Origin of the sequence: Nisaea sp. (assembly GCF_965216895.1) — a bacterium.
Lineage (GTDB): Bacteria > Pseudomonadota > Alphaproteobacteria > Thalassobaculales > Thalassobaculaceae > Nisaea.
Genome location: NZ_OZ244205.1, coordinates 1,386,014 through 1,409,336 on the forward strand (window position 1 = coordinate 1,386,014; position 23,323 = coordinate 1,409,336).

General features: G+C 63.7%; 26 protein-coding genes. 11 read left to right on the forward strand and 15 right to left on the reverse strand.

Annotated elements, in window-relative coordinates; genetic code table 11:
• Nucleotides 1-32: 32 nt before the first annotated feature.
• The 4 genes from ACOOE1_RS06680 to ACOOE1_RS06695 all read right to left on the reverse strand — a co-directional run bounded on the left by ACOOE1_RS06680 (nucleotide 33) and on the right by ACOOE1_RS06695 (nucleotide 3,967).
• On the reverse strand, nucleotides 33-1,286 hold the full coding sequence (locus ACOOE1_RS06680) for an NAD(P)/FAD-dependent oxidoreductase (RefSeq protein ID WP_420405559.1): 1,254 nt from the start codon (nucleotides 1,284-1,286) through the stop codon (nucleotides 33-35).
• Between the two features lie 7 nt (nucleotides 1,287-1,293).
• On the reverse strand, nucleotides 1,294-2,244 hold the full coding sequence (locus ACOOE1_RS06685) for a 3-hydroxyacyl-CoA dehydrogenase NAD-binding domain-containing protein (protein WP_420405560.1): 951 nt from the start codon (nucleotides 2,242-2,244) through the stop codon (nucleotides 1,294-1,296).
• Between the two features lie 72 nt (nucleotides 2,245-2,316).
• Nucleotides 2,317-3,543, reverse strand: a complete 1,227-nt coding sequence (locus tag ACOOE1_RS06690; protein WP_420405561.1) for an O-antigen ligase family protein — start codon at nucleotides 3,541-3,543, stop codon at nucleotides 2,317-2,319.
• 7 nt (nucleotides 3,544-3,550) lie between these two features.
• A complete protein-coding gene (locus ACOOE1_RS06695; protein ID WP_420405562.1) occupies nucleotides 3,551-3,967 on the reverse strand; it encodes a DUF6165 family protein in 417 nt (138 codons plus the stop codon).
• 106 nt (nucleotides 3,968-4,073) lie between these two features.
• Here ACOOE1_RS06695 and ACOOE1_RS06700 point away from each other — a divergent pair, with 106 nt between their 5' ends.
• The 3 genes from ACOOE1_RS06700 (at nucleotide 4,074) to ACOOE1_RS06710 (ending at nucleotide 6,123) form a co-directional block, all read left to right on the forward strand.
• A complete protein-coding gene (locus ACOOE1_RS06700; RefSeq protein WP_420405563.1) occupies nucleotides 4,074-5,078 on the forward strand; it encodes a glycosyltransferase family 9 protein in 1,005 nt (334 codons plus the stop codon).
• Between the two features lie 117 nt (nucleotides 5,079-5,195).
• A complete protein-coding gene (locus ACOOE1_RS06705) occupies nucleotides 5,196-5,573 on the forward strand; it encodes a hypothetical protein (RefSeq protein ID WP_420405564.1) in 378 nt (125 codons plus the stop codon).
• A gap of 85 nt (nucleotides 5,574-5,658) precedes the next feature.
• Nucleotides 5,659-6,123 (forward strand): VOC family protein, encoded by a 465-nt coding sequence (locus tag ACOOE1_RS06710; RefSeq protein ID WP_420405565.1) that lies wholly within the window; start codon nucleotides 5,659-5,661, stop codon nucleotides 6,121-6,123.
• A gap of 139 nt (nucleotides 6,124-6,262) precedes the next feature.
• Here ACOOE1_RS06710 and ACOOE1_RS06715 read toward each other — a convergent pair whose 3' ends face one another.
• Complete coding sequence (locus ACOOE1_RS06715) at nucleotides 6,263-7,069, reverse strand: enoyl-CoA hydratase/isomerase family protein (protein WP_420405566.1); 807 nt, start codon at nucleotides 7,067-7,069, stop codon at nucleotides 6,263-6,265.
• A 232-nt stretch (nucleotides 7,070-7,301) separates the two neighbouring features.
• Nucleotides 7,302-7,994, reverse strand: coding sequence for a S1C family serine protease (locus ACOOE1_RS06720; protein WP_420405567.1), 693 nt, complete (start codon nucleotides 7,992-7,994; stop codon nucleotides 7,302-7,304).
• A 59-nt stretch (nucleotides 7,995-8,053) separates the two neighbouring features.
• Here ACOOE1_RS06720 and ACOOE1_RS06725 point away from each other — a divergent pair, with 59 nt between their 5' ends.
• On the forward strand, nucleotides 8,054-9,181 hold the full coding sequence (locus tag ACOOE1_RS06725) for a trypsin-like peptidase domain-containing protein (RefSeq protein WP_420405568.1): 1,128 nt from the start codon (nucleotides 8,054-8,056) through the stop codon (nucleotides 9,179-9,181).
• Nucleotides 9,182-9,189: 8 nt separating this feature from the next.
• Here the strand turns inward: ACOOE1_RS06725 and ACOOE1_RS06730 are convergent, their stop codons facing one another.
• Nucleotides 9,190-10,497: a S8 family serine peptidase gene (locus tag ACOOE1_RS06730; RefSeq protein ID WP_420405569.1), complete on the reverse strand. Its 1,308-nt coding sequence runs from the start codon at nucleotides 10,495-10,497 to the stop codon at nucleotides 9,190-9,192.
• Nucleotides 10,498-10,563: 66 nt separating this feature from the next.
• Here ACOOE1_RS06730 and ACOOE1_RS06735 point away from each other — a divergent pair, with 66 nt between their 5' ends.
• From ACOOE1_RS06735 to ACOOE1_RS06745, 3 genes are all read left to right on the forward strand, one after another.
• Nucleotides 10,564-10,797 (forward strand): hypothetical protein, encoded by a 234-nt coding sequence (locus ACOOE1_RS06735; RefSeq protein ID WP_420405570.1) that lies wholly within the window; start codon nucleotides 10,564-10,566, stop codon nucleotides 10,795-10,797.
• A gap of 183 nt (nucleotides 10,798-10,980) precedes the next feature.
• Nucleotides 10,981-12,201 carry a DUF3419 family protein gene (locus ACOOE1_RS06740; protein WP_420405571.1) on the forward strand — a complete coding sequence of 407 codons (1,221 nt, stop codon included), beginning with the start codon at nucleotides 10,981-10,983 and terminating at the stop codon, nucleotides 12,199-12,201.
• Nucleotides 12,202-12,229: 28 nt separating this feature from the next.
• A complete protein-coding gene (locus tag ACOOE1_RS06745) occupies nucleotides 12,230-12,871 on the forward strand; it encodes a class I SAM-dependent methyltransferase (protein ID WP_420405572.1) in 642 nt (213 codons plus the stop codon).
• A gap of 23 nt (nucleotides 12,872-12,894) precedes the next feature.
• On the opposite strand, the gene ACOOE1_RS06750 is transcribed toward ACOOE1_RS06745, so the two are convergent.
• The 4 genes from ACOOE1_RS06750 to ACOOE1_RS06765 form a co-directional block, all read right to left on the reverse strand.
• Nucleotides 12,895-13,260: a response regulator gene (locus tag ACOOE1_RS06750; protein WP_420405573.1), complete on the reverse strand. Its 366-nt coding sequence runs from the start codon at nucleotides 13,258-13,260 to the stop codon at nucleotides 12,895-12,897.
• A gap of 112 nt (nucleotides 13,261-13,372) precedes the next feature.
• On the reverse strand, nucleotides 13,373-13,957 hold the full coding sequence (locus tag ACOOE1_RS06755) for a PAS domain-containing protein (protein ID WP_420405574.1): 585 nt from the start codon (nucleotides 13,955-13,957) through the stop codon (nucleotides 13,373-13,375).
• A gap of 181 nt (nucleotides 13,958-14,138) precedes the next feature.
• Nucleotides 14,139-15,023, reverse strand: a complete 885-nt coding sequence (locus ACOOE1_RS06760) for an NAD(P)-dependent oxidoreductase (protein WP_420405575.1) — start codon at nucleotides 15,021-15,023, stop codon at nucleotides 14,139-14,141.
• A gap of 84 nt (nucleotides 15,024-15,107) precedes the next feature.
• Complete coding sequence (locus tag ACOOE1_RS06765) at nucleotides 15,108-15,581, reverse strand: YHS domain-containing (seleno)protein (RefSeq protein WP_420405576.1); 474 nt, start codon at nucleotides 15,579-15,581, stop codon at nucleotides 15,108-15,110.
• Between the two features lie 228 nt (nucleotides 15,582-15,809).
• On the opposite strand from ACOOE1_RS06765, the gene ACOOE1_RS06770 reads away from it, so the two are divergent.
• Complete coding sequence (locus ACOOE1_RS06770; protein ID WP_420405577.1) at nucleotides 15,810-16,319, forward strand: PAS domain-containing protein; 510 nt, start codon at nucleotides 15,810-15,812, stop codon at nucleotides 16,317-16,319.
• Between the two features lie 58 nt (nucleotides 16,320-16,377).
• Here ACOOE1_RS06770 and ACOOE1_RS06775 read toward each other — a convergent pair whose 3' ends face one another.
• Nucleotides 16,378-17,349: an MBL fold metallo-hydrolase gene (locus tag ACOOE1_RS06775; protein WP_420405578.1), complete on the reverse strand. Its 972-nt coding sequence runs from the start codon at nucleotides 17,347-17,349 to the stop codon at nucleotides 16,378-16,380.
• A 308-nt stretch (nucleotides 17,350-17,657) separates the two neighbouring features.
• On the opposite strand from ACOOE1_RS06775, the gene ACOOE1_RS06780 reads away from it, so the two are divergent.
• Entirely contained in the window at nucleotides 17,658-18,041 is a 384-nt protein-coding gene (locus ACOOE1_RS06780) for a hypothetical protein (RefSeq protein ID WP_420405579.1), read from the forward strand.
• Nucleotides 18,042-18,071: 30 nt separating this feature from the next.
• Here ACOOE1_RS06780 and ACOOE1_RS06785 read toward each other — a convergent pair whose 3' ends face one another.
• Both ACOOE1_RS06785 and ACOOE1_RS06790 read right to left on the reverse strand, forming a co-directional pair.
• On the reverse strand, nucleotides 18,072-19,298 hold the full coding sequence (locus ACOOE1_RS06785; protein WP_420405580.1) for a PLP-dependent aminotransferase family protein: 1,227 nt from the start codon (nucleotides 19,296-19,298) through the stop codon (nucleotides 18,072-18,074).
• 89 nt (nucleotides 19,299-19,387) lie between these two features.
• Nucleotides 19,388-20,212 carry an FkbM family methyltransferase gene (locus ACOOE1_RS06790; protein ID WP_420406412.1) on the reverse strand — a complete coding sequence of 275 codons (825 nt, stop codon included), beginning with the start codon at nucleotides 20,210-20,212 and terminating at the stop codon, nucleotides 19,388-19,390.
• Nucleotides 20,213-20,463: 251 nt separating this feature from the next.
• On the opposite strand from ACOOE1_RS06790, the gene ACOOE1_RS06795 reads away from it, so the two are divergent.
• Nucleotides 20,464-21,075 (forward strand): PAS domain-containing protein, encoded by a 612-nt coding sequence (locus ACOOE1_RS06795; RefSeq protein ID WP_420405581.1) that lies wholly within the window; start codon nucleotides 20,464-20,466, stop codon nucleotides 21,073-21,075.
• A 67-nt stretch (nucleotides 21,076-21,142) separates the two neighbouring features.
• On the opposite strand, the gene ACOOE1_RS06800 is transcribed toward ACOOE1_RS06795, so the two are convergent.
• Nucleotides 21,143-22,318, reverse strand: a complete 1,176-nt coding sequence (locus tag ACOOE1_RS06800) for a M20 aminoacylase family protein (RefSeq protein WP_420405582.1) — start codon at nucleotides 22,316-22,318, stop codon at nucleotides 21,143-21,145.
• A 289-nt stretch (nucleotides 22,319-22,607) separates the two neighbouring features.
• Here ACOOE1_RS06800 and ACOOE1_RS06805 point away from each other — a divergent pair, with 289 nt between their 5' ends.
• Nucleotides 22,608-23,036 (forward strand): Hsp20/alpha crystallin family protein, encoded by a 429-nt coding sequence (locus tag ACOOE1_RS06805; RefSeq protein WP_420405583.1) that lies wholly within the window; start codon nucleotides 22,608-22,610, stop codon nucleotides 23,034-23,036.
• Nucleotides 23,037-23,323: the final 287 nt, after the last annotated feature.

Here is a 23,323-nt window from a genome sequence, read left to right on the forward strand (position 1 = left end):
TCCGCAATAAATAAGGCGGTTTCATAACACTCCTAGAAACGCGTAGCTCCGAACGGCGCCAGGTCAATGTCAGCGGGGCGTCCGGCGATTTGGTCCACCAGAAGATCGGCGGTCCGTGCCGCAAGAGTCAGGCCGATATGACCGTGGCCGAAGCCAAGAAAGACATTCTGCAATCCCGGGGCGGATCCAATCACAGGTTTGCTGTCAGGCGTCGAGGGCCGGTGCCCGAGCCATTCCCGGGTAACCTCGACCGACAGCCCCGGCAGAGCCTTCTGTGCCAGCGGCAGCATGCGTCTGATGCGGGTAAAATCCGGCCCCGCATCAACGCCGGCGAACTCTACACCACTCGTGAGCCGGATACCATCCAGCATCGGCGCCAGCACGAAACCATGGTCACCGATCACGACCGGGCGCGTGAGCTTCGGCCCGTCCTCCGGTTGCACGAGGTTCAGGTGATAGCCGCGCTCGGTATCGAGCGGCACACGCAAACCGAGCATCCGGCAGACCCGACCGGACCATGCACCGGCACAGATCACCACATGCTCGGCATCATGAATTCCGAGATCGGTGACGACGCGGTTCACCCGGTTGCCGTCCCGCTCGAACCGCACCGCCGTCTCGGCGAGAATGCTGCCGCCGAGTCTGGTGAAGGCCTCAGCGTAAGCCTCGGCCAACTGCACCGGGTTAGTGACGAAGAGATTGTCCGGCTGGAACGCGCCATGTGTGAATTGGGGCGCCAGACCCGGCTCGAGCTGGCGGAGTTCGTCCTGGTTCAGCAGCTGCAGATTGACGCCGAGCTTCTGCATCATCAGGCGTTCCTCCAGCGTGCTGCGGAACGAGGTCTCGCCGGTATAGACCTTGAGCCAGCCGAGCGGCTTCACGATGCCCTCGATCCCATGCGCCTTCATCAGCGCCTTGTGCGCCTCGCCAGCAGGCGCCACGAGGGACCAGAGCTCGCGGGAAATCTGCTCGACCCGCGCCGGCGTGCTCGCGGCGAAGAACCGCCAGAGCCAGGGCGCCAGCTGCGGCAGGTAGGACCAGCGGATCGAGACCGGACCGCTGCGGTTCAAGAGCATCTTCGGCAGCTGCTTGAAGTTGCCGGGCGAGCCGGTCGGGTAGACCGCGCCGACCGCGATCGAGCCCGCATTACCGAAAGAGGTTGCACGTCCCGGCGCCTTCGGGTCGATCACGGTGACCTTGCGGCCGTCCATCTGCAGCCGCAGCGCGGTCGCGATGCCGACGATGCCGGCACCGACGACGACGGTCGATTTGGTCGCCCTGGACACGGATGCCCTAGCCCTTCGCCTGCAACATTTTCAGGAGCGCGATCAGCTTCTCGTCGCGCTCCGCCTCGAGCTGGTCGATGGAACGGCCGGCCGCTTCTTCGTCGACCCCCTCGATCAGCGCGGCACGCAGCTCCGCATCCAGCGCCGGCGTCTCCTGCATCGTCTCCCACCAGGCTTCCATCGCCGGGCCGATATGGTCATAGAAATGCCCCATACCGCCCTTGCCGCCGGCGAGGGAGAAAATCATGTGCGGTCCCATCAGCGCGAGCCGAAGGCCCGGCCCCTGGGACATTGCCGCGTCGATATCCTCGATCGAGGCGACGTCCTCCTTCACCGCCATGACCGCCTCACGCCAGAGCGCGGCCTGCAGGCGGTTGGCGAGATGGCCCTTCAGTTCCTTCTTCAGACGGATCGGATGCTTGCCGACATGACGATAGAATTCCATCGCCCAGTCGGCGGCGGCCGGGTCGGTCTTCTTGCCGGCAACGACCTCGACCAGCGGGATCAGGTGCGGCGGATTGAAAGGATGGCCGATAACCATGCGCGGCGCGCTCTTCAGACCCTGCTGCATCTCGCTCATGACGAGGCCGGAGGTGCTGGAGGCGAAGATCGCATTCGCGCCGAGCGCCCCGTCGATTTTCTGATAGAGCTCGCGCTTGATGTCGAGCCGTTCCGGCGCGCTTTCCTGGATGAAGTCGGCACCGGCCACTGCCACTTCCGGCGCGGTGACAAAGGACAACCGTGACCTGTCGGCGCCAGCGCCTAGGCCGAGTTCGGTCAGTTGCGGCCAGGCATTGTCGACGAAGGCACGAAGCTTGGTCTCCGCGTCCGGGCCCGGGTCCCAGGCGGTGACGTCATAGCCTTTGGCCAGGAAATAGGCTGACCAGCTCGCGCCGATCGTGCCGCCCCCGAGAATTCCGATCCTGCCGACCTTCTCCACCGCCGTGTAACTCGTCATGCCGCGCTTCCCCGAATCGCTTCGTGTTTTCTTTCCGCCACTTAACACCAGCTGGGGCACGCCGAAAAGCGATCAGTCGGAAGCGCTATCGTTGCGGCAGAGCACGCCGAAACAGAGGATGGTGATACCGATGATGCCGAGCCAGGTTTCCTGCCAGAGCCCATAGGAGACCGAGGCGATCACAAGCCCCGCGGCGAGCGCCGAGAGCGCGGCGGCCCGGGCAGGTTGCGGTCTCGCGGCAAGCGCCGGAAGCAGTGTCCAGAGCAGCGCCAGCGTGGCGAGGATCCCGAGCAATCCGAGCTCGAGCCAGATCTGCACCGCGGCATTGTGCGGATGGATCGTCGGCGTCTTGAACAGCGCGTAGCTTTCCCGGAGCGCTTCCGGCACCTCGAGTGTGCGCATCGCGCCGAGGCCGTGTCCGAGCAGCGGCTGGTCCAGCGCCGCGAGTGAGGCCGCGTTCCAGATCTCAAGCCGCTCGGCGAAGGAGGGCGGCAGCAACGTGATATAATCCGGCACGCGCGTCAGGATGTCGGCGAAGAGCCAGGGCGCGGCCAGCATCAGGAGTGCAGCGCACGCAAAGATCGCCGCCGCGGCGACGCGTGGCAGCAGCAGCGCGAGCGGCAGAATCAGCAGCGCGACGATGGCCGCCAGCGCCGCCGCCGCGGACTCGCCCGAGAGCGCCGCGGCGAGACCGAGCAGCAGGATCACCGCGGGAAAGATCCGCCGTCCGCCGAGCCAAAGAGCGCCGGCCGCCGGCCAGGTCAGCAGCACCAGCGCCGTGCTGCCCCGGTTGAAGCGCGACGGCGCAACATCCACTTCCGCACCCTTGCCGGAGAAAAAGCGATAGAGAGGGGCGTCGTACTGGATTTCCACGGCGAGGATGAGCGCCCCGAGGCAGAGCGAGAAGGCGAGGAGGTGAGCGAGCTTCCGGGTCGCGATCCCGATGGCAATCTCCGGCGCCGCCGAGACCGTGACCAGCAGCAGCGCCAGCAGGGCGAGCTTCGGCAGCGTCCGGGCGAAGTCGAGCGGAAAGCCGCCCGAAAGCGGCCCGGCGACCGAGAGCAGCACCACCGCGCCGAAGGCGGCCAGCACCGGCCGCTCAGGCAGGGGCAGCCGGCGCCGCTCCAGCCAGACCGTGCCGAGCAGCAGGATGGCGGCGGCGATGAAGAGCGTCGCCATCGCCTGCTTGGCGAGAATACCGACCGGTACAAAAACAAGGAGCGAGAATGCCAGCACCCAGAAGCGGGCCCGCGCGAAGCGCGGATCTCCGCCTCTGCCCCAGGTGACGCCGGACCTCATCGCGCCCTCATCCGCCCGCCGTTCCGGGGGCGAGATAGTCCTTGTATGATTTCTCCTCGACCAGCGCGGAGCCGAGCAGCAGGTTGATCTCCTTCTTGATCGCCGCGCGCCGGTCGTTGGTGCGGTAGACGGCGCGGGCGAGTTCGATGAATTTCGGCCCGAAATCGCCGCCGCGCTCGCAGTCGCGGATATCGTCCTCGATCACCCAGAGTTCCTCGTTCACCGCCTTCAGCCGGGCCGTCGCGTCGGTAAGGTCGGCGCTCGCCGGCAGCTTCTCCCGCCGCACCGTGTCGAGCGCATCGAACTCGATCCGGACATTGGCCAGCTTCGCCGCGTCCTCGATCCGCTCCAGTTTGATTTCCAGGATGGTGATCTTGTCGAGCAGCTCGCCCGGCGCGATGGGAACGAGGATGGTGTCGCTCATGGGTGTCCGTCCAGCGAATGTCAGATGGTGCGTTGGCTAGCACGTGTGGTTTCGGAAGCAAAGATCGGTCATAGTGCGCCCGCCTTCCAACCGCCGATTTACCGCCATGACGAAACGCCCCGAAACGGTCCTGATCTATTCCTGCGGCGAGACCATCGGCGACGGGCTCTTCAAACTGCCCTTTCTGGTCGATCTCCGGGCCCGCTTCCCGGACGCGAAGATCACCTGGCTCGCCGGCCTCGGCCCCTCGATGTACGCGAAGATCCTGGCCCCCATTGTCGCGCCGTTGCTCGACGAGGTGATCGAGCATGCCGGAATCGGCGACGATCTCGGCGCCCTCCTGCCCTGGGCGCCGCGCCCGCTCAAGGGGCGCCATTTCGATCTCGTGATCGACACCCAGATGACCGTCCGCCGCTCGCTCAACGCGCGGCGCATCCGCCATGACCGTTTCATCAGCCCGGCTGCGGGGTTCCTGCTCTCAGACGCGAAGCCGAAAGGTGGCGCGAAACCGGACCGCCACCTCCTGAAGGCCCTCACCTTCCTGGCTGATCTCGCGGCGCCGCGTCCGGATACCATGCTCGCCTTCGATCCCATCGCGCCAGAATACAGGTCGCTTGCCGCCGAATTGCTGCCCGACGGTCCCACCTATGTCGGGATCGCCCCCGGCGCCGGCGATACCGTCAAGGTCTGGCCGGAAGCGAACTTCCTCGCCGTGGCGAAGGAACAGGTGGCAAGGGGCCGCGTGCCGGTCTTCTTGGCCGGCCCGGAGGAGGCGGAAAAGGTCCCGGCCTGGCGCGCGGCGGTGCCGGAGGCGCTCTTCCCCGAGTGGGACCGTCACGACATCCGCCCGGACCTGAAGGGCCCGGTCCTCGTCATGGCCCTCGCCGGCCGCCTCTCGGCCGCGCTCGCCAACGACAGCGGCAGCGGCCACATGCTGGCGACCGGCGGCGCGCCGCTGGTGTCCCTGTTCAGCAAGCACGACCCGGCGAAATACGCGCCGAGCGCGACGCGGCTGACGATCGTGGATTCGAAAGATTACGGCGGGAAGGATCCGGAGCTGATCCCGTTGGGGGATGTAGTGGCGGCGGTAGACGGGATGGTCGCGCACTGAGAACAGACGCGTGGCGATCCGAGGGGAAGCCCTTGCATCGCCATCGCATTACCCGTCGCTCCTCCGGCGATTATTCGTGTAAGATCTGGTTTCCCGCGGCGAACAGAGTGAAGAGCCATGCCCATCCTGACACTGGTGGAAGAAGACGATCTGGTTGTCTTTCACGTCGCCGGGATCATTACGGCCGAGGAAGCCGTCGACGCGATCCGCGGCCACTACGCGCGGGTACCGTCAAAATTCTGCATCTGGGATCTGAGCGCGGCGAGCCTCTCCGAGATCGCCTTTGACAGCTTCCAGATGATTATCGACGCGGTGGCGGAGTTCGCGCCGGCCCGAGGACCGGGCGCACGGACGGCCCTGGTGGCTACGGGCAATCTGAATCCCGTTCTTGCTAAAGCCCTGGCCGCACAGGTGCAGGTCAGAAAATTGAGTGTCGAGACAAGAGTTTTTCCGGAGAAGAGTGCTGCCCGCGACTGGTTGCGCAGCACGGAGTGACAAGGACTCAGGGGCGGCGGCTCTTGCATCCCCAATTCACCAACCTTATTATCAAGAAATAACTTGATAATAAGGAGGCGCCGCCATGATCGTCCCCATCAAGGGTCTCTACGAAGCCCATCTCACCGTCCGCGACCTCGACCGCTCGATCGCCTTCTACCGCGACGTGCTCGGCCTGCCGCTCGCCCATGTCGTTCAGGATCGCAACGTCGCCTTCTTCTGGGTGCCGGAGGCGGAGCAGGCGATGCTGGGCCTCTGGGGCGTCGGCTCGGCACCGATGGGGATGAAGCTGCATATCGCCTTCAACGTGGCGCTGGAGGATGTCGAGCGCTCCGTCGAACGGCTGAAGGCGGCGGGGCTGACCCCGACGAAGAACGGCGAGGCCCCCATCGACGAGCCAGTGGTGCTGAGCTGGATGCCGGCGGCGAGCGTCTATTTCGACGATCCGGACGGGCATTCGCTGGAGTTTATCTCGCTCTTGCCGGAAGACCCGCGCCCGATCCCGAGCTTCCTGCCGCTTTCGGAATGGCGCGCGGGGGCGGGACTCTGAAGGAGGGTCGCTTCCTCATCCAGTTCCGGGCGTCATCCCGGCCGCAGAGCCGGGACCTTCTCGAACATGGGCGGTGCCCCTTTTCAGGAGGTCCCGGATCGGGTCCGGATTACGATCATGCTTGCCGGGAAGAAGAGATCTACTTCCCCTTGAACTCGGCCTTGCGCTTCTCGTTGAAGGCCCGCACGCCCTCCAGCCGGTCCTCGGTCGGGACCATGCGGTTGTAGGCCTCGATCTCGAAGGCGTAGCCGTTATGGAGGTCGAGCTGGGTCGAGACGTCGATCGCCTTCTTCACCTGGCGGGTGGAGATCGGCGCGTTGGAGGCGATCTTCTCGGCCGTCGCGAGCGCATCCTCGACCACCTTGCCGGCGTCACACAGTTTGTTCGCAAGGCCCCATTCCATCGCCTGCTCGGCATTGAAGGGCGCGCCGGTCAGGATGATCTCCTTCGCCCGGCGCACGCCCACGGCGCGCGGCAGGTTCTGGGTGCCGCCGGCGCCCGGCATGATACCCAGCGTCACTTCGGTCAGGGCGAAGCGGGCATTCGGCGCGATGTAGACAAAGTCGCAGCAGAGCGCGATCTCGAGCCCCCCGGCGAAGGCCGCGCCGTTGATCGCGCCGATCATCGGGATCGGGCAGTCCATCATCGCCCGCACCGCCTGCTCGAAGAGCGCATGCTGGGTCTGCCAGGTCTCGTCCGTCATGTTGTTGCGCTCTTTCAGGTCGCCGCCGGCGCAGAAGATCTTTTCGCCGCGCCCGGTCACCACGATGCAGCGGATCCCGCGCTGGTCACGGTAGAGTTCGGTGAAGAGGTCGCGCAGGTCGAAGCCCATCTGGGTGTTCAGCGCGTTGCCGCGGTCGGGACGGTCGAGGGTCAGCAGCAGCACGTGCTCGGAGGGTTGCTCCAGGGTCAGAGTCTCGAACGGGCCGGGCAGCGGGGCGGACATCGGGCTTCCTCCTGTTTTGAATTCGGCCGCAGTCTCCCGGAGCCGGCGGCCGGGAGCAAGACCGGAGCGTGAAACTCACTCTCTCCGGAGCGGAGCGAAAGCCCCCAACGTTCCGTTCTGAGGTCGTCATTCCCGCGAAAGCGGGGATGACGAACCATTTGAGAGATGAGAGATGCTTGAGAGATGAGAGATGCTTGAGAGATGAGAGATGCTTGAGAGATGAGAGATGCGGCTAACGCAATTCGTCCGGCACGCTCTTCAGCAGCAGCTCGGTCGAGACGGCGAAATTGACCCCGATATTGGCGTCGCTGTCCTTGGTGAAAATGGCGGAGAGCAGGCCGACCAGCTTGCCCTCCAGATCGACCAGGGCACCGCCGGAGGAGCCGGGATTGAGCGCCGCGTCGGTCTGCAGGAAATCTTCCACCCGGTTGAAGCCGATGCCGGAGCGCCGGTTCGCCGAGACCACGCCGCAGGTGATGCCGATGCCAAGTCCGAAGGCATTCGAGACCGCGCAGACTGGCGCCCCGGTCTCCGGTCTCGCATCAGCGAGGGCGATCGGCGTCGTTTCGGCCGCGATCTTCAGAACGGCGATGTCCGTGCGCGGATCGATCCCGAGGATCTCCGCCGGCAGTCGCGTGCCGTCGGGCGCGACGACATGCACTTCGGTCGCCTTCAGCACCACATGCGCGGCGGTCACGATCACGCCCGGCTTCAGGATGGCGACGCCGGTGCCTTCCGGCGCGGTCCCGGCGGGCGCGCCGAACCCCGGGCGCTTGTAGCCGGGCCAGGTCGGTTCGACCTCGAAGACGGACGGCGCCGCCACCGCCCAGGCCGTCCGCGCGTCGGTCTGCGCATTCGCCATTGGAGGCGCGGCGAAAAACAGGCAGAAAAGAAGCAATAGCGGCCGGGTCCGAGCGCGTGCCATCGATGTCTCCTCCCGGTCGCTCCGTCTCATGCGGAATGCTGAAGATGCGGTTAGACAAGGTGACACAGCCCCTCCTCCGGCGCCACATGGCTACGGCCCTGCTGCTTGCTTTCCTGTCTTGCGGCGACGCGGAGGCACAGGACGAGTGCCGCCAGCCGGAGCCGGTCTGCGCCGCGCGCGCGTCGGTCTTCGCCATCGCCGGGCCGGGCGGCATCGGCAGCGCGACCCGGCTTTCGGCCACGGAACTGGTCACCACCCGCCATCTGATCGCCGGCGTGAAAAAGGTCGAGCTGATTCTCGAGAGTGGCGAGCGCCTCATGGCGGAGGTGATACCCTCGGCCTACGAAGCCGACCTGATCCTGCTGTCCGCGCCGGACCTGCCGGAAGGGCCTGCGATCGCGCAAAGGGATAGCCCGGCCGCCTCCCCGCTCTTCACCATCGGCGCCGACGTCTCCTTCGGACGGGTCCGTGCCTACGATCCGGGAGCGATCCTGCTACCTCCGGCAGAGGATCATCCCCATGCCCGTCTGCATCACACGGCCTACGGCCAGCCCACCCACAGTGGCGGCGCCCTTGTCGGCGCGGACGGCCAACTGGCCGGAATCGTCGCGGCGGGCGGCGACGGGCGGTTCGAAGCGATACCCGCGGCCGCGATCGCCGAACTGAGGCGAAAGAGCGGCGCCGAATTCTCGGCGGAAAGCAAAGAGATCGGCGCCGCGATCCGGATCTGCATGCTCAATCTCGACCGGCACAGGGCCGGCCGTGCCCCGCTGAGCGACGAGGAGGCCAGCGCGCTCGTCACCTCCTGCAGCCGCAGCCGGAACAGGCAGAACATGGATCTCGCCGCCCGGGTGCTTGGCATGACGGGCCGGTTCGACCAGTCGATCGCACTCTTCGAGGCTGCACTGGAAGAAGATCCGAACGCCCTCAATACCCGCGTCGGCCTCGCGGTGAGCTACCATCTCGCGGCGCGCTACGAGGATGAAATCCCCCATCTCGTCTTCCTGATGCAGCATTTGCCGGACGACCATCAGGTGCTCCGCCTCGCCCTCCAGGCCGGACTCTGGGGAGGCGACCGGGCGCTCGCGGAGCGCGCCTTCCAGCGCATCGAAGCGGTCAACCCGCAGATGCTGCCCGTCGCGAAGCGCTTTCTGGAAAACCCGCCGCCGCGCCCGAAACGGCGCTGAGGCGAAGCCTATCGGCCGTCATCGGCGGGATTCGGGATCCAGCCCCAGGCGACGTCCGCCCGCGCGCGCCCGTAGCCGCGCACGGTACGAACGCGGATCGCCTCGATCAACTCGACGGTGCTCCAGCCGGGATTGTGCTCCAGCAGCCGCACGGCGAGCGCGGCAACGCGGGGCACGGCAAAACTGCTGCCTGAAGCGGGTGCGATGGCGCCGCGGTGATCGATGGTCTCGATCCCCTCGCCCGGCACCATCAAGTCCACAGACTTTCGCCCCCAGTTCGAGCCAGGCGCGAGCCTCCCGAAAGCATCGGCCGACGTCACGGTGATCATGTTGGCGAGCGGGAAGGCGGCCGGATAGACCGGCGCCCTGTCGATGTCCCGCCCGTTGTTGCCGGCGGAAACGACGAACAGCATCCCGGGACGGGCCTCCGCCGCGCGGCGGAAGGCGTCCCACTCGGCCGCGTCGTTGCTGCCGAGCGGCATCAGGACGATGCGCGCTCCTGCCCGGTGCGCTGCCGAGACCAGCTCCGCCATCCGCTCCATCTTCCCGCGCGGGTACCTGTACGGCACCAGCCGGACACCGGGAGCCTCGGCGATCAGGATGCCGGCGACGGCAGAGCCGTGGCGCAACGGAAAGAACGGTGAACGGGAGGTATCAAGATCGAAAGGACGCGGATCCATGTCCCAGAAATCGTAGCCGAGCGATGCGCCGGAGCCGTCCCGCGCGAGCCGGTCGGCGATATGCGACAGCCGGTAATTCACCCCGCTGTCGATATGCGCCACCGTCACGCCGCCCGGATCCGAGCCCGGCGGCACCGGCGGATCGAGTTCTTCGACAAACGACACCGTGAGGAGGTCCGCCTGCAAATGTACGAGCCGGACCGGGCGCGCCGCGTCCGCCGCGTCATAGCGCAGCCGCCGAGCCAGCGCCGGCATGCAGTCCGGGCCGTACTGCACCATCGCCTCCGGCCGCACGCCGCCGGGAAGCGGCGCGGCATATTCCATGCGCAGACGGCGCAGAACGCCGCGCTGCACGAGAATATCGATGACCGCCTCGCCACCCTGCCCGAGATCCAGCGACAGCAGACGCCGTCCGGAAATGTCCGCAGTGAGCCCGCCCTCTTCTGCGACGAGCGCCATTCCGGCCGGCAGCAGGGCCGCCGGGTCGGCCAGGGGAGCATGACACATGTCACGGGCGACGGTGTCAGCGAGCAACAACCCTTCGCCGTCCCGCATGCTCGCGTGCAGATCCGAAGAGATAAGGACCGCCAGATGAAAAACGACCACATGGCCGAATAGCGAGAGGAGTCTCGGCATGTCGTAGCCCGTCCCGGTTTCGTGCTAAATTCGGTTTGTATCAGCTTTCGCAACTTGGAGAAGGCCATGGACGATACCCCGATGCCCCTCATTCTCGATCTCGTCGAATGGGTTGCCGAAAAGCCGAGACCTTACGATGAGGTGATGGAGGCCTGGCGCACGTCCTGTCCGCGTCTCACGGTCTGGGAGGAAGCGGTCGACCGAGGATTCGTCGTCCGCCGCCATGTCGCGGGTGCCGGCGCGATCGTGGAAGCGACGCATAACGGGCGGGAAACTCTCGCAGCGCACGGTCGCGTCTGAGAAGTGATTCGGCGCACTTGTTGCCCCGCCGGGGCAATAGGGCTGCCGCGAGATTTTTCAATTATTTCAGTGACATAACCACCTGAAACAAAGCTGCAACACGAATCCCGTATGAGCTTTGCCAAGCATGGACCGGTCGGGCGGCACGCGCCCGCACCGCGCCATCCGGGAGAGTTCGCACGCATGTCCGCCAACCCGCTGCTCCAGAACGCCGTCAGCGCCGGCACCGGCCACAGGCTGACCAAACGCGGCATCCTCGACCGCATGTTCACCATGGCTTTCAAGGGTTTCGTCTATCCGCAGATCTGGGAAGATCCCGAGGTCGATCTCGAGGCTCTGCGGCTGACGCCGGAGAGCCGGGTCTTCACCATCGCGTCGGGCGGCTGCAATATCCTGAACTACTTGACCGAGCGCCCGGCCAGCATCCAGGCCGTCGATCTCAACCCGGCTCATGTCGCGCTCACCCGCCTGAAGCTTACGGCGCTGAAGCAGTTGCGCGATCACGAGACCTTCTTCCGCTTCTTCGGCCACGCCGACGAGCGCGAGAACAAGAGGGTCTACTTCCGCGACCTGGCCCCGCATCTCGATGCCGAAACCCGCGCCTACTGGAGCAAGCGCGGATTGCGCGGCCGGCGCATCGACATGTTCACCCGCAATGTCTACGAGTTCGGGCTGCTCGGGCGCTTCATCGGCCTGCTGCACCTGATAGCCCGCCTGCACGGCAAGAATCCGCGCCATATTCTGGAAGCGGAAACCCTGCAGGAGCAGCGCGCCCTGTTCGATGCAACCATCGGACCGGTCTTCGACAGCCGGATGGTGCGGGCGCTCTGCCGCCTGCCGGTTTCGTTCTACGGACTCGGCATTCCGCCGGCCCAGTTCGAGGCGCTCTCGGCCTCCGCCGGCGGTGACATGGCCGGTCTGATGCGCTCGCGTCTCGAGCGGCTCGCCTGCGACTTCTCGATCGATGACAACTACTTCGCCTGGCAGGCCTTCGGGCGCGGCTACGACCGTCACAAGCGCCAGGCCATTCCGCGATACCTGCGCGCCGGCAACTACGAGACCCTGCGGGAAGCGGCACCAAGAGTCGATGTCGTGCAGGCCTCGATGACCGACTTCCTCGCTGCGCGCCCAACCGAGAGCCTCGACCGCTACATCCTGCTCGACGCGCAGGACTGGATGAATACCGAGCAACTCTCCGCGCTCTGGTCGGAGATCCTGCGCACATCGGCACCCGGGGCGCGGGTTGTCTTCCGCACGGCCGGCGAGGACAGCCCGCTTCCGGGGCGCGTGCCGGACGATGTCCTCGATCACTGGGCGTACCAGGTGGGAGAATCGGAAGATCTCTGCCGCCGCGACCGCTCGTCGATCTATGGAGGTTTCCATCTCTATATCCGCCGGGACTGATCGCGTATCGGAAGATGCCGGGGAGAAAATGGACCGGATCTACCGGATCCAGCGGCACTTCTACGACCTGACGCGGAAATACTACCTGCTGGGGCGGGACCGCCTGATCCGCGAGCTGGATGCCCGGCCCGGGCAATCGATCTGCGAGATCGGATGCGGTACAGCCCGCAATCTCATCAAGATGGCAGAGCGCTATCCGAACTGCCGCTACTTCGGTATCGACGCATCGGCGGAGATGCTGGAGACCGCGGAAGCGTCTTTGCGCCGGTTGGGGCTCGAGGACCGGGTCCGCCTCGGACTAGCCTATGCCGAGCGCTTCGAGCCCGGAGAGACCTTTGGTGAAGCGGACGGCTTCGATCACATCGTCTTCTCCTACTCGCTCTCGATGATCCCGCCATGGAGAGCTGCACTCGACCGCGCGGCGGCATTGCTCCGCCCCGGCGGCACGCTGCATATCGTCGATTTCGGAGACCAGCGGGGCATGCCCGACTGGTTTCGCCGCCTCCTCTTCGCCTGGCTAGGCTGGTTTCATGTCGCGCATCGCCCGGGTATTCGGACGTGGGTCGAGGACAGGGCTGAGGCGGCTGAAATGGAGGTCCGGGCGAGAGCCCTCGCCGGTCATTATGCCGAACTGTTCAGATTGATGCGCACCGACGGGTCCAAGAGATGAAACGGCGCCCCACCGTCCGAGCGCTACGGAAACATCTCAGCGATCATCTCAACCAGAGCGGGAAGCTCGATGGGCTTCCTGATCGCCTCGTGGGCGCCGATCATCCGCGCATATTCCAGAATTTGCGCATTCCCGAGAGAACCCCCGGTTGACATGGCAATAACCCGCACGTCGGGGTGAAACTCCCGAATTTCCCTGATCGTCTCGATGCCCTCTTTGCCCGGCATGATAATATCGGAAAGCACGAGATCGAATTTCGCCTTGCTCATCATGTCCAGCGCTGTTTGCCCCTCTTCGGCAGTCTGCGCATCGTGGCCATGCTCCCGCAGAAATTCCGCAAGGAGATCGCGCAATGGCTTGTCGTCGTCGACGATCAGAACTGAAAGCATGCAGACGAAGCTCCTGTGCAAGGGCGCCTATTCTCGTTCATCTCGAAGCGGTAATTCAGATTACCACTGAACAGCGTTAAGGTTAACCCTGCAGCACCCTAGACCCATTTTGCTAGACCGGGAGAGACTCCTCGATTACCGCGCCGGTCTCAAGCGCAACATAGGTATGTTTCTGATATTCTGGCAGAAAACGTTCACCATCCGAATCCGTCGATACGATTTCAGCGGTTGCTCCGATGACATTCTGGACGGTTCGCCCGTCATCCGAGAGCGGTAAGAGAAGACGCTCTCCGTGAATGGGGTTGCTCGTCTCGGCGTAGAGCCGACCGTAAATGTAAAGGGCGGCCGGGAGGTCGACGACATTGCGGTAATAACGGTGAACCCGCGGATAGTAGTCCGGGTTGGTATTGTCATCGAGATAGCGTCTGGAGAGTTGGTGACCGAACCTCTTGGCGACCCTCTCTCCGGTCAAACGGTAGCGGAAACGGTCACTGTCCTGTTCGTAGTCGCAAAGCCAGATCCGCGGCAGAGCCGCACCGAATTCAACCGGATCAATCTGCCGGCGGCTCGGCATCAGAAGCGGTCCCTTGATCACACGCCAGTGGTCCAGCAGGACCTTGAGGCTCTCAGTCCGCATGCGTCCGGAAAGCGCATCGAGTTCAGTTCCGATCAGCGAACTCGAATCTCCGTAGCTCATCTGACAGGGGCGCTCCTTGGGATATTCCCTTCGACGACCGGCATACAATTCGACGGCCGCCCAGGATCCAGCAAACCGATCAGGTCCTAGCACGGACCGCTATTGTCACACCAGATTTCGCTTCAAGAATGAATTCTGGATATACCCTCCGTTCGAGCGTCGCACTCCGGAAAGGGAGCGACTAGCGGTTGAAGTCGATTGCACACCAGTCTTCCCAGAGCTTCGCCAGAGCAGCGTAATCCTCATTCCCCAGTCCGTTCGCCTCCGCGATCTCGTACGGCGTGTGAGATGCCAGCGTGGCGAACAGCGGGACACCGAGTTGCTGCGCGGTCTCGAGTGCAAGGACCGAATCCTTGCGCGCGTTAGTGACGGACATGCCGGCCTGATAGTTCCCGTCCCGCATGCGCTCGCCGACCCTGTGCACCAGCGGGCGGAGCAGTCCTTCTTCGCGATTGAGAATCTGGACAAGCGTTTCCGACGGCACATCGAGCTTGCGCGCCATGGCGAAGGCTTCGATCAGGACGACCATGACCGCATGCATGACGCCGTTATTCACGACCTTGGTCCCCATTCCCGCACCGACAGGCCCGAGATCAACGATCTGCGCCGCGATCGATCGCAACAGAGGCCGTGCTGCCGCCTTGTCTGCGTCACTGCCGCCGAGGAAAAAGGTGATCTCGCCGGCGGCCATGCTCGCGACGCCGCCGGCAATTGCGGCATCGACAAACCCGACCCCCGCACCCTCGCAGATCGCAGCGCAGCGTTTTGCCGTATCCGGCGTCACCGTACTGGTCTCGACAATGAGCGACGGCTTATCCGCCCAGCCGCAGACCGCCTCGACCACCTCCAGGGAGGCCTCGGGCTTCGGCAGGGACAGCACGATCCGCGACGGCGTCGGGGCAGAGAGCCCGGAAAGCTCGTCGACGACCTCCACACCTTCGTTCGCCGCCAGGTCCCGGCGTTCGGAGGACCGGTCGAATCCGGTCACCGGTCCGTGCCGCAGCAACGCCGTCGCAACCGCCAGTCCGGCATTGCCAAGCCCAACCAGACCAATTTTTTCCGCCATCGTTTCCCCTCCCTGGATTGTTTCGAGAAGGGTAGCGGAGCGGCCGGTCAGAGGCGAGCCGCGGAAACTTGCCGATCCGGCACTTCACTCAAGCACGCGCGGCCAGTTCCGGTCTCCCGCCTGGATATTCTCCGGAATGTTCTGTTCCCAGCGCTTCTGGATGTCGGAATTGTAGTTCAGATAGAGTTTTCCGTTCACGATCTTCCAGTTCGCGGGGTCGCCCTTCGCCGTGCTTCCCTGTGCTACGGCCCAGGCACAATAGCCGCCATATTGCGGCGCGTACCGCGCCGGATCCTGCCGGAAAGCGTCCCTGTTCGCTGCCGTGGCGAAGTGCCATTCGGCACCGTTATAGACCAGCGTATGGTCCTCCGAGCCTTTAACGGGCCCGTCCGAGGAGAAGTAGCTGACCGGGTCATATCCCCCGACCGCGACGTTCGAGAGAAAGCCGGTATAGACCCGATCCTCCTCCGCCACAGCGGATGCCGGGCCGAGCAGCAGCCCGCCCGCAAACAGAGCGGCGGCAAGGATAGCAGGACAGAATCTGAGAAGCCGCGACATGGCCCTCCTCCAATCTCGCAGTGATCGAGTGCGGTTCGTTCGCGCCCAATCTGAGACAGGCTCCACTCAACACCAAGTCACATTGGCGCGACACCGCCCTGGGCATTCTTCGGTCGCGTGAATACATCACGGCGCGGATGGATCGAAATATCGCACGGATTGACTCAGAATGACCTTGCGATGTTGCTGACGACAGGAATTCGCAGATGCACGATGCGCTGAGGAGATATGACGGTACAGGAACAAATCATTGATTTCTCCGCCGGGGATTTGAGCAGCGATGCCCAGAGGGCGATGTACGAGTATTGGATCGAGGCACGGGGAAGAGCTTCGCTCCCTCCAAAGACCGCGCTCGACCCGGTGGAGTTCCCGCGGGACGCGCTCCCGCTTCTCGCGGTCGTCGAACCGGTCGGAGACGACGATTTCAGAGTCCGGATTACGGGAACAGGCATCCGCGCGGCGACGGGGCGCGATCTCACCGGAACAAAGGTCAGTCAGATCGAAGGCGCACACAACGCCCGCGAGCGGATGATCAAGTGCCTGGAAAATGTCTCTGCCTATTTCGTCAAGGGATCAGCGGACTGGGCTCAAAAACCCAACAAGTACTTCACGGCGCTGGTCCTCCCGTTCGGAACGACGCAGCATGTGGAGCGCATCTTGCTCGTCTTCAACTTCTCCCATCATGCGCCGGCGGCAGGCACACAACGATCTGGGGCGTCGCGGTTGGACCGGTCCTGACATGAAGATGCCGCCGGTTTGCCGGCGGCATCTCCCGCATCGGCTATCAGATGCCGACCTAGCAGCCCGAGACGCATTTGCCGGCGCCGTCGAACCCGAGGGTCCTGCCGCTCAGCGGAAGATAGGCCGGGGCCTTCAGCGCCTTCACGAAGGTTTCGGTCTTGCTGCCGGCGATGACATTGCCGCCCTTGGTTCCGACCTCGTTCGCATGCGACGGGATCACAGAGACCGGTTTGATCAAATCGTTCACGACGAAAGCCGCCTCGACCGGACCGGTCGTGAACGTATCGCCGATATTCATCACCACCAGTTCGGCGCCGTACTGTTCGCCGACCACAGTGCGCTGCTCCGCGGTGACGCCGGTGTCGCCCGAGAGATACGCGACCAGACCGTTGCTGAATGTCAGCACATACCCCGTCGGCGGACCGGCATAGGCGGTCAGTCCGGCGGCCGACAGGAGCTTGCCGAGTTCACCTTCGATAAAGGCACCATTGACACCGTTCGAATGGGCGGCGGGTACGGTCGTGATAGTGACACCGCCGACCTTGCGTGACGCGCCGAAGCGAACCAGCGCGGACTTCTTGGGGTCTCCGCCCAGCGCCTTCAGCTTGTTTGCGAAGAAGCGCGGCATCTCGCTCCCGGTGACGATAAGCGCCGATTTATCGAGTGCGATGTTCACCGTGTTGGTGTTCGGCGCGGCGACCGTGCCCATCATCGGCGCACCGCATTCGCCCGCATTGACCGCATCGATATGGCGATCACCGACATGGTCGCCATGCATGTGGCTGACCAGCAGCGCATCGACCTTGCCAAGACGCGGATCGCCCGCCCCTGCAACCGTGCGCCCGGCATCGTAAAGAATACGCGTGCCATCCGGGTCCTCGAATATCATGGCACGGTCGAAGCGGCAGAATTCGCCATCATGGCTGCCGAGTGGGGTCACTTTCACTTCCTGAGCAGCGGCCGAGACCGCGGCCACGCTCAACAGGCCCAGTGCAACGCCCGCAAAACGCAGTGACTTGAGAACCATCGCTCCCTCCTCCGAACAAGTTTGGAATAGCGTGAAATCCCGTCCGGACAGGTACGGACCTCCCGCACGCCCGTTACTCAATCAGTTCACCGCATCCATGGATACAGCCCTTTCCACTGTCTGAAATCGAAACGCGAATTCTCGAGGCCTTAATTCCCCGCCAAATGGCAACAACACTGAGCCGGTAAACACGACCTCCGGACCGCCAGATCATGGGCCCGGCCTCACTTGCTCAGGTCATCCGCAAGCCTATTTTCTTTTTATTCCGGTTCGAGAAACAGCAATGCCGAAAGCGCGGAGCGCATTGCATGGAAGCGATCGAGAACGCCGCCATCATTTCCGTCGGACGAGCAACCGGGTTCGCCGCCCTCGCGATCGTCTGCATCGTCATGAGTCTCAGCTATGAGCCGGCAATCGCGGCGCGTGCAGGCTGCATTCTCTGCCTGTTGGCATCGGTGGTCCTGTTTCAGTATGCCGTCAGGGCGCCGACACGGCCCTACCGAAAGACCGAACTCTGGATCATCCTGGCGAAGGAAGACCGGCCGCCGAAATCGGTCGCGCAGCGGGTCATCGGCACGATCCTGTCCCGGACCTACCGAAAGTTTGCGGAATACTCGATGGTCTCCGCACTGATCTTCCTGATCCTGGCGATCATCTTCGGCTTTTTCCCCGAATTTCGCCTCGGAGCCTGACTCCGGGGCGAAATCGGGGCGCACGGCGCGCTAGCGGTTCGCTACCGTCTTCGGCACGCCGAATTCTTCGCGGCAGACCTCGGCAAGCGCGGCGACGCCCTTGCGAATGGTCTCGATCGGCGGGTTGGCGTAGCAGATCCGCAGAGCCCGCTTCGCATCCGGCCCCTCGATGGACCACTCGGCGCCCGGATTGATCTCGATCCCGTGTTTTGCCGCTTCCTGCGCAAGCCGCGAAGTATCGACCTCGGCCGGAAGCTTCACCCAGAGAAAGATCCCCCCAGGCGGACGCTCGAACTCCGCCGCCGTACCGAAACTGGCCTCGACCGCCTCTACCAGCGCATCGCATTTCGCCTTGAGGGTCTTGTTGAGAGCCGTCACGTGCGTCTCGAAATGGTCGCGGCAATACTCGGCGAGAACCATCTGCTCCAGTGCGCCTGAACCGGCATCGGTTTTCAGTGGCAGCATCCGCGCCATGAAGGGCCAGGGCGCGACGACGAAGCCCACCCGCAAGGCCGGCGCGATGGATTTCGAGAAAGATCCGACGAAGATGACTCGTCCGCTCTTGTCCAGCGCATGCATGGCGGGCGGGCGCTCGGCGCTCCAGATCAGGTCCGAATAGCATTCGTCCTCGACCACCGGCACGTCGTATTCGGCCGCCAGACGCAGGAGTTCCTGCCGCCGCTCCAGCGGCAGGATCGACGCGGTCGGGTTCTGCACGGTCGGAATCGTGTAAATGAATTTCGGCTTCCGGCCCTCGCCCGTGAGCCGCTTCAACGCGGCGGCCAGTTCATCCATCCGCATCCCGTGCTCGTCGAGACCGACGCCGACCGCCGTCACGCCGAGGCGCTGGAACCGGGTCAGGGTCCCGCCATAGGTCGCCGCCTCGATCAGAACGGTGTCGCCCGGGGCCAGCAACACCTGGTTGATCAGGTCGAGGCCCTGCAAAGAGCCGGAGGTCATGAGGACGTCGTCCGCCGTGCAGGCCATCCCGGCGTCCCGCTGGAGTTTTTCGGCGACGAACTCGCGAAGTGGCCGGTAGCCCTGCGGCCCGCTTTCCAGGTTGTAGGTCGCCAGTGTGCTGCCTTCACGTTCCAGCACCCGCGTCACGGCGGCAATCAGATCTCCCGTCGGAATGCTCTCCGGGGCGTTGTGCCCGCCAACGAAATTGAACTTCGGAAAACCGTTCCACCGTCCTCCGGCCGGCGCCGGAAGGTCCTGGCGCACCACTTTCCCGAAATCGAACTGAGGCGACGTCATCGCACTTGCCCTCCACTGTTTTGCTCTGCGGCCAAGCGTGACTGCGTTGCGACGCCCTCACAAGCGCGCGTCCGGCATGGCAATGTTGATCAGGCGGTCTGAAGTTCCTGCAGGTAGGTCTGCCCGAGATGCTCGCCGACCATGGCGTCGCGGACAAGGAGCGCCCTCAGGGCGAGATCGAGAGAGCCGAAGATATCGTGCAGGATCAGCGCGAGTTTGAGCAGCTTTTCGGGCGCAAGTTCTCCGAAACGGGTGAAATCGCGAACAAAGACGGCGTCCGCCCACATCAGCTGGCTGAGACCGGCATAGGGATCGTTGTTGACGACAAGAGGCTTGATTGTCCGGCTCGTCGGCTCGACGAAGCGGTGCAGCACGAAACCATGTTCGCGCAGGAACAGATCCACGTCGGTAAAGAGCGGCTGGCCTTCGTACATCTCGAGGAACTCGACCTCGGACTGAATCACGAGGCAGTCCGCAAGCTTTTCGCGTCCGTTGCGGAAGACTTCGAGTTCCCCGCCCTGGATATCGATCTTGAGGAAATCGAGGTCGGTGACTTCGGGGATGTCGTCCAGTCGCACGGTCTCGATTTGCTCGCGGCCGACGACCTTGCCCCATTGATCGAATCCGTGGAACGCGCCCAGAACCGCCATATTGGGCTCCAGGAGTGACGTCATGCCGGAGGCCTGGCACAGCCTCAAGGTCTGGACACTGCCATCGTAGACGGCGTGCGGAAGATAGGTCTCGTTGGGGCCCTTCTCGGATTGCAGAACCGCGAGCGCCTCGGGGTTCGGCTCGAAGCCGACAAGCCGGACATTGCCCCGCTTGAGCAGAGCGTCGTAGGGGGGCAGCCCGCTGCCGCCATAGGGATTGGCACCGACATCGACAACATTGACGGTCGTGTCGATACCGAGCATCTCGATCAAGGATGGTCTTGCGTGGGACATACCCTTCCCTTCACGCCATGTTGCGCACCGTCACCCGAAAGCTCGCACTCCGGCATTCGGGATACAACAGAAAGCCTTCCGCCCGGGCGGCAGAGGGACCGAATGCCTCGAGAGCCGCTATCGCGGGCAAATGACAGCATTTCCGAAAAATGTGTCTCGACGTTTACGCAATGATAAGGTCTCTCGACGACCTTGAAGCGAACGAAATACGGAGCGATCTGATGAATCCGATCTCGCGAAAGGTCTTCGAACTCTCCGAACAACAGATCCGCTTCGAGAAAACCGCCCAGATCATCGCACACTGGATCGCCCTCAGCGATGCGGCAGACCCGGGCACGATTCCGATGTTCGACCCGATGGGGGTCCCCGGACTTCTACCGTATGTCTATCTGCTGCAACGCGATGGGGAGCGTTTCCGCTATCGCGTCTCGGGCGAGGAGGTGAACCGCCTTTTCGGTTCCAACCATACGGGTCGATACCTTGACGATGTCGTTCCCGTGGAAATCTATCCGGAGGTCGCTCCCTATTTCTTCAAAGTGCTGGACGGGAACATCTGTGTCTTAAAGGGTTTTGTTCTGCTGCCGGGTCAGGAGCACCTGGAATTCGAACGGGTCCTTCTGCCGGTCGAACGCAAGGGCGAAATTCAGTTGCTCGGAACACTCTCTCTGAGTTCCAACAGCCCTCTCCGGCATGACCGTTCACCTCCTGCCGCACCGGATCCGGGTTTCCATTTCTATCTGCTGGATTTGAGCAGCGGCGGCGTTCAGGCCGATCACAAGAACCTGCTTCCCCTCGCCGACCGGTACAGCCTCAGCAAAGGCTTCCAGAGTTAACCGCACCGGCGAAGCTGCGCCGGCCTCCCGCGGCCGTACCGCCGGGAGAGGCCGGCTTCAGCCGTATTCAGCCGGCGCGCGGCAGCTCCGCCTCGACCAGAGCGGCCCAGAGGCTGGCCCCGGTGGTCAGGGTTTCGTCGTTGAAGTCATATTCCGGGTGGTGGACCGAATGTGTATGCGTCTCGTCGCCGCCGCCGAGGAAGATGTAGGCGCCTGGGCGCTCTTCGAGCATGAAGGAGAAATCCTCGCTGCCCATCAACGCGTCGGTATCCGTATCCACGGCGTCCTCGCCGACCACGTTGGCCGCCGCGGCGGCGATCCGCTCGACCTCTGCGTCATGGTTCGAGGTCACCGGGTAGCCTTCCTTATAGACGCAGTCGATCTCGATGCCGTTGGCATGCGCCAAACCCTCGCAGAGTTTCTGGAATTTCTCCTTGATCAGCGCCTGCGTCGCCTTGGTCATGGTCCGCACCGAAGCGTTCAGCACGGCCTCGCCCGGAATGACGTTGTTCGCGCTGCCTGCATGGAATTGGGTGATGGAGACCACCGCATTCTCGAACGGATCGATCGAGCGGGAGACGAAGGTCTGGGCGGCCTGGTAGATCTGCGTGCCGATCGCGATCGGGTCGATCGCCATGTGCGGCATCGCCGCGTGACCGCCGCGCGCCTTGATCGTGATCGTGACGCCGTCGGCCCCGGCCATCAGCGGGCCCTTGCGGATGGCAAAGGTGTTCTTCGGGATCTGCGGCATGTTGTGGAGCCCGTAGACCGCGTCACAAGGAAAGCGGTCGAAGAGCCCGTCCTCGATCATCGCCCGGGCTCCGGCCCCACCCTCTTCCGCCGGCTGGAAGAACAGATTCACCGTGCCATCGAAGTTGCGGGTCTCGGCGAGATATTTCGCAGCCCCCAGCAGCACCGACGTGTGGCCGTCATGGCCGCAGGCATGCATCTTGCCGTCGACCTTCGACTTGTATTCCGGGCTGGAGACTTCCTGCATCGGCAGCGCGTCCATGTCGGCGCGGATACCGATCGCCCCCGTGCCCGAGCCGTTCCCGCGAATGACGCCGACAACGCCGGTCTTGCCGATCCCCTCATGGGTCTCGATACCCCAGGAACGCAGCTTTTCCGCAACGATCCCGGCGGTCCGGGTCTCTTCGTAGCAGAGCTCCGGATACATGTGGAAATCGTGCCGCCACTCACGCATTTCGGCATCGAACTCGGCAATACGGTTCTTGATCGGCATGGGAAAGGATTCCTCTCTGGGTCACGGTCTTGCGGAACGCGCCTTGCGGCCGGGATCCGGTCCGCGGAGCGCCCGGCATGGCGAAAGCCGTCTGATGGGTTGACACGACTCTTACCGTACTCGGCGCCCCCGCGGAAAGCGGCAACGACGTTCCGCCCCGGAAATGGATTGATGCCGGTCGGAGCAACCACCGGCTGCAATGAAATTGACCGAGGTCAATGCCTGCCGGCAGCATCCGGACGATGCTGACGGAACAATTGCCCGAAATTCCTGCGATGGAGGAAGTGATATGGTTGAAAAGGTTTCACAATCCAACGCGACGCCCGACTGGTTGTCCCAGCTCTACGCTCCGGTGCGTCAGTTCGGTGAACGCATTGCCGAGTTCCTCGCGCCCGCATCGGAAGCCTCGGTCAAACCGGAATCCTACGAGATTGCAATCGAACTCCCGGGCGTGAAGGAAGGCGACATTTCCGTGGAACTGCACGACAGCACGCTCACGGTCCTTGCGGAAAAGCGGTCCTCACGAGAGGAAAAGGACCGCAGCTACTTCTTCTCCGAACGCCAGTACGGCAGCTACCGCCGCGTCTTCCGTCTCCCGCCCGATGCCGACAGCAGCAAGATCACCGCACATCACGAGGACGGTGTTCTCACCATCCTGATCGCGAAAATCTCGCCGGACAAGGCAAGCCCGACACGCATCAAGGTCCAGCGCCGCTGACCCTCTCGACCTCGGGCAGCACTTTGAATGAACGCGCGGTCGCGGCCGCCGGGCGGCAAGGCGTTCTCGCAAACTTATGGCATGAATCCGAGCCGATCCGACAACCGCCACGCACAAATGAGATTCGGACCAGCCTTCATTCTCATGAAGACAATCGCCAGTCTCCTCCTGCGTTAGCGATGAATACAATTATATTCATCCCGACAAAATCAATAAAATGAGACGCAAATTCTCAAATTTCTGTTTTTCAAAAAGACAGGTTGCCCGAATTAATCTTTTATTAACCG

What these genes read in the sequence shown, in the direction of transcription:
- ACOOE1_RS06685 (WP_420405560.1), bottom strand. Translation starts at nt 2,244, where the DNA reads ATGACGAGTTACACGGCGGTGGAGAAGGTCGGCAGGATCGGAATTCTC.
- ACOOE1_RS06690 (WP_420405561.1), bottom strand. Translation starts at nt 3,543, where the DNA reads ATGAGGTCCGGCGTCACCTGGGGCAGAGGCGGAGATCCGCGCTTCGCG.
- ACOOE1_RS06695 (WP_420405562.1), bottom strand. Translation starts at nt 3,967, where the DNA reads ATGAGCGACACCATCCTCGTTCCCATCGCGCCGGGCGAGCTGCTCGAC.
- ACOOE1_RS06700 (WP_420405563.1), top strand. Translation starts at nt 4,074, where the DNA reads ATGACGAAACGCCCCGAAACGGTCCTGATCTATTCCTGCGGCGAGACC.
- ACOOE1_RS06705 (WP_420405564.1), top strand. Translation starts at nt 5,196, where the DNA reads ATGCCCATCCTGACACTGGTGGAAGAAGACGATCTGGTTGTCTTTCAC.
- ACOOE1_RS06710 (WP_420405565.1), top strand. Translation starts at nt 5,659, where the DNA reads ATGATCGTCCCCATCAAGGGTCTCTACGAAGCCCATCTCACCGTCCGC.
- ACOOE1_RS06715 (WP_420405566.1), bottom strand. Translation starts at nt 7,069, where the DNA reads ATGTCCGCCCCGCTGCCCGGCCCGTTCGAGACTCTGACCCTGGAGCAA.
- ACOOE1_RS06720 (WP_420405567.1), bottom strand. Translation starts at nt 7,994, where the DNA reads ATGGCACGCGCTCGGACCCGGCCGCTATTGCTTCTTTTCTGCCTGTTT.
- ACOOE1_RS06730 (WP_420405569.1), bottom strand. Translation starts at nt 10,497, where the DNA reads ATGCCGAGACTCCTCTCGCTATTCGGCCATGTGGTCGTTTTTCATCTG.
- ACOOE1_RS06735 (WP_420405570.1), top strand. Translation starts at nt 10,564, where the DNA reads ATGGACGATACCCCGATGCCCCTCATTCTCGATCTCGTCGAATGGGTT.
- ACOOE1_RS06740 (WP_420405571.1), top strand. Translation starts at nt 10,981, where the DNA reads ATGTCCGCCAACCCGCTGCTCCAGAACGCCGTCAGCGCCGGCACCGGC.
- ACOOE1_RS06745 (WP_420405572.1), top strand. Translation starts at nt 12,230, where the DNA reads ATGGACCGGATCTACCGGATCCAGCGGCACTTCTACGACCTGACGCGG.
- ACOOE1_RS06750 (WP_420405573.1), bottom strand. Translation starts at nt 13,260, where the DNA reads ATGCTTTCAGTTCTGATCGTCGACGACGACAAGCCATTGCGCGATCTC.
- ACOOE1_RS06755 (WP_420405574.1), bottom strand. Translation starts at nt 13,957, where the DNA reads ATGAGCTACGGAGATTCGAGTTCGCTGATCGGAACTGAACTCGATGCG.
- ACOOE1_RS06760 (WP_420405575.1), bottom strand. Translation starts at nt 15,023, where the DNA reads ATGGCGGAAAAAATTGGTCTGGTTGGGCTTGGCAATGCCGGACTGGCG.
- ACOOE1_RS06765 (WP_420405576.1), bottom strand. Translation starts at nt 15,581, where the DNA reads ATGTCGCGGCTTCTCAGATTCTGTCCTGCTATCCTTGCCGCCGCTCTG.
- ACOOE1_RS06770 (WP_420405577.1), top strand. Translation starts at nt 15,810, where the DNA reads ATGACGGTACAGGAACAAATCATTGATTTCTCCGCCGGGGATTTGAGC.
- ACOOE1_RS06775 (WP_420405578.1), bottom strand. Translation starts at nt 17,349, where the DNA reads ATGGTTCTCAAGTCACTGCGTTTTGCGGGCGTTGCACTGGGCCTGTTG.
- ACOOE1_RS06780 (WP_420405579.1), top strand. Translation starts at nt 17,658, where the DNA reads ATGGAAGCGATCGAGAACGCCGCCATCATTTCCGTCGGACGAGCAACC.
- ACOOE1_RS06785 (WP_420405580.1), bottom strand. Translation starts at nt 19,298, where the DNA reads ATGACGTCGCCTCAGTTCGATTTCGGGAAAGTGGTGCGCCAGGACCTT.
- ACOOE1_RS06790 (WP_420406412.1), bottom strand. Translation starts at nt 20,212, where the DNA reads ATGCTCGGTATCGACACGACCGTCAATGTTGTCGATGTCGGTGCCAAT.
- ACOOE1_RS06795 (WP_420405581.1), top strand. Translation starts at nt 20,464, where the DNA reads ATGAATCCGATCTCGCGAAAGGTCTTCGAACTCTCCGAACAACAGATC.
- ACOOE1_RS06800 (WP_420405582.1), bottom strand. Translation starts at nt 22,318, where the DNA reads ATGCCGATCAAGAACCGTATTGCCGAGTTCGATGCCGAAATGCGTGAG.
- ACOOE1_RS06805 (WP_420405583.1), top strand. Translation starts at nt 22,608, where the DNA reads ATGGTTGAAAAGGTTTCACAATCCAACGCGACGCCCGACTGGTTGTCC.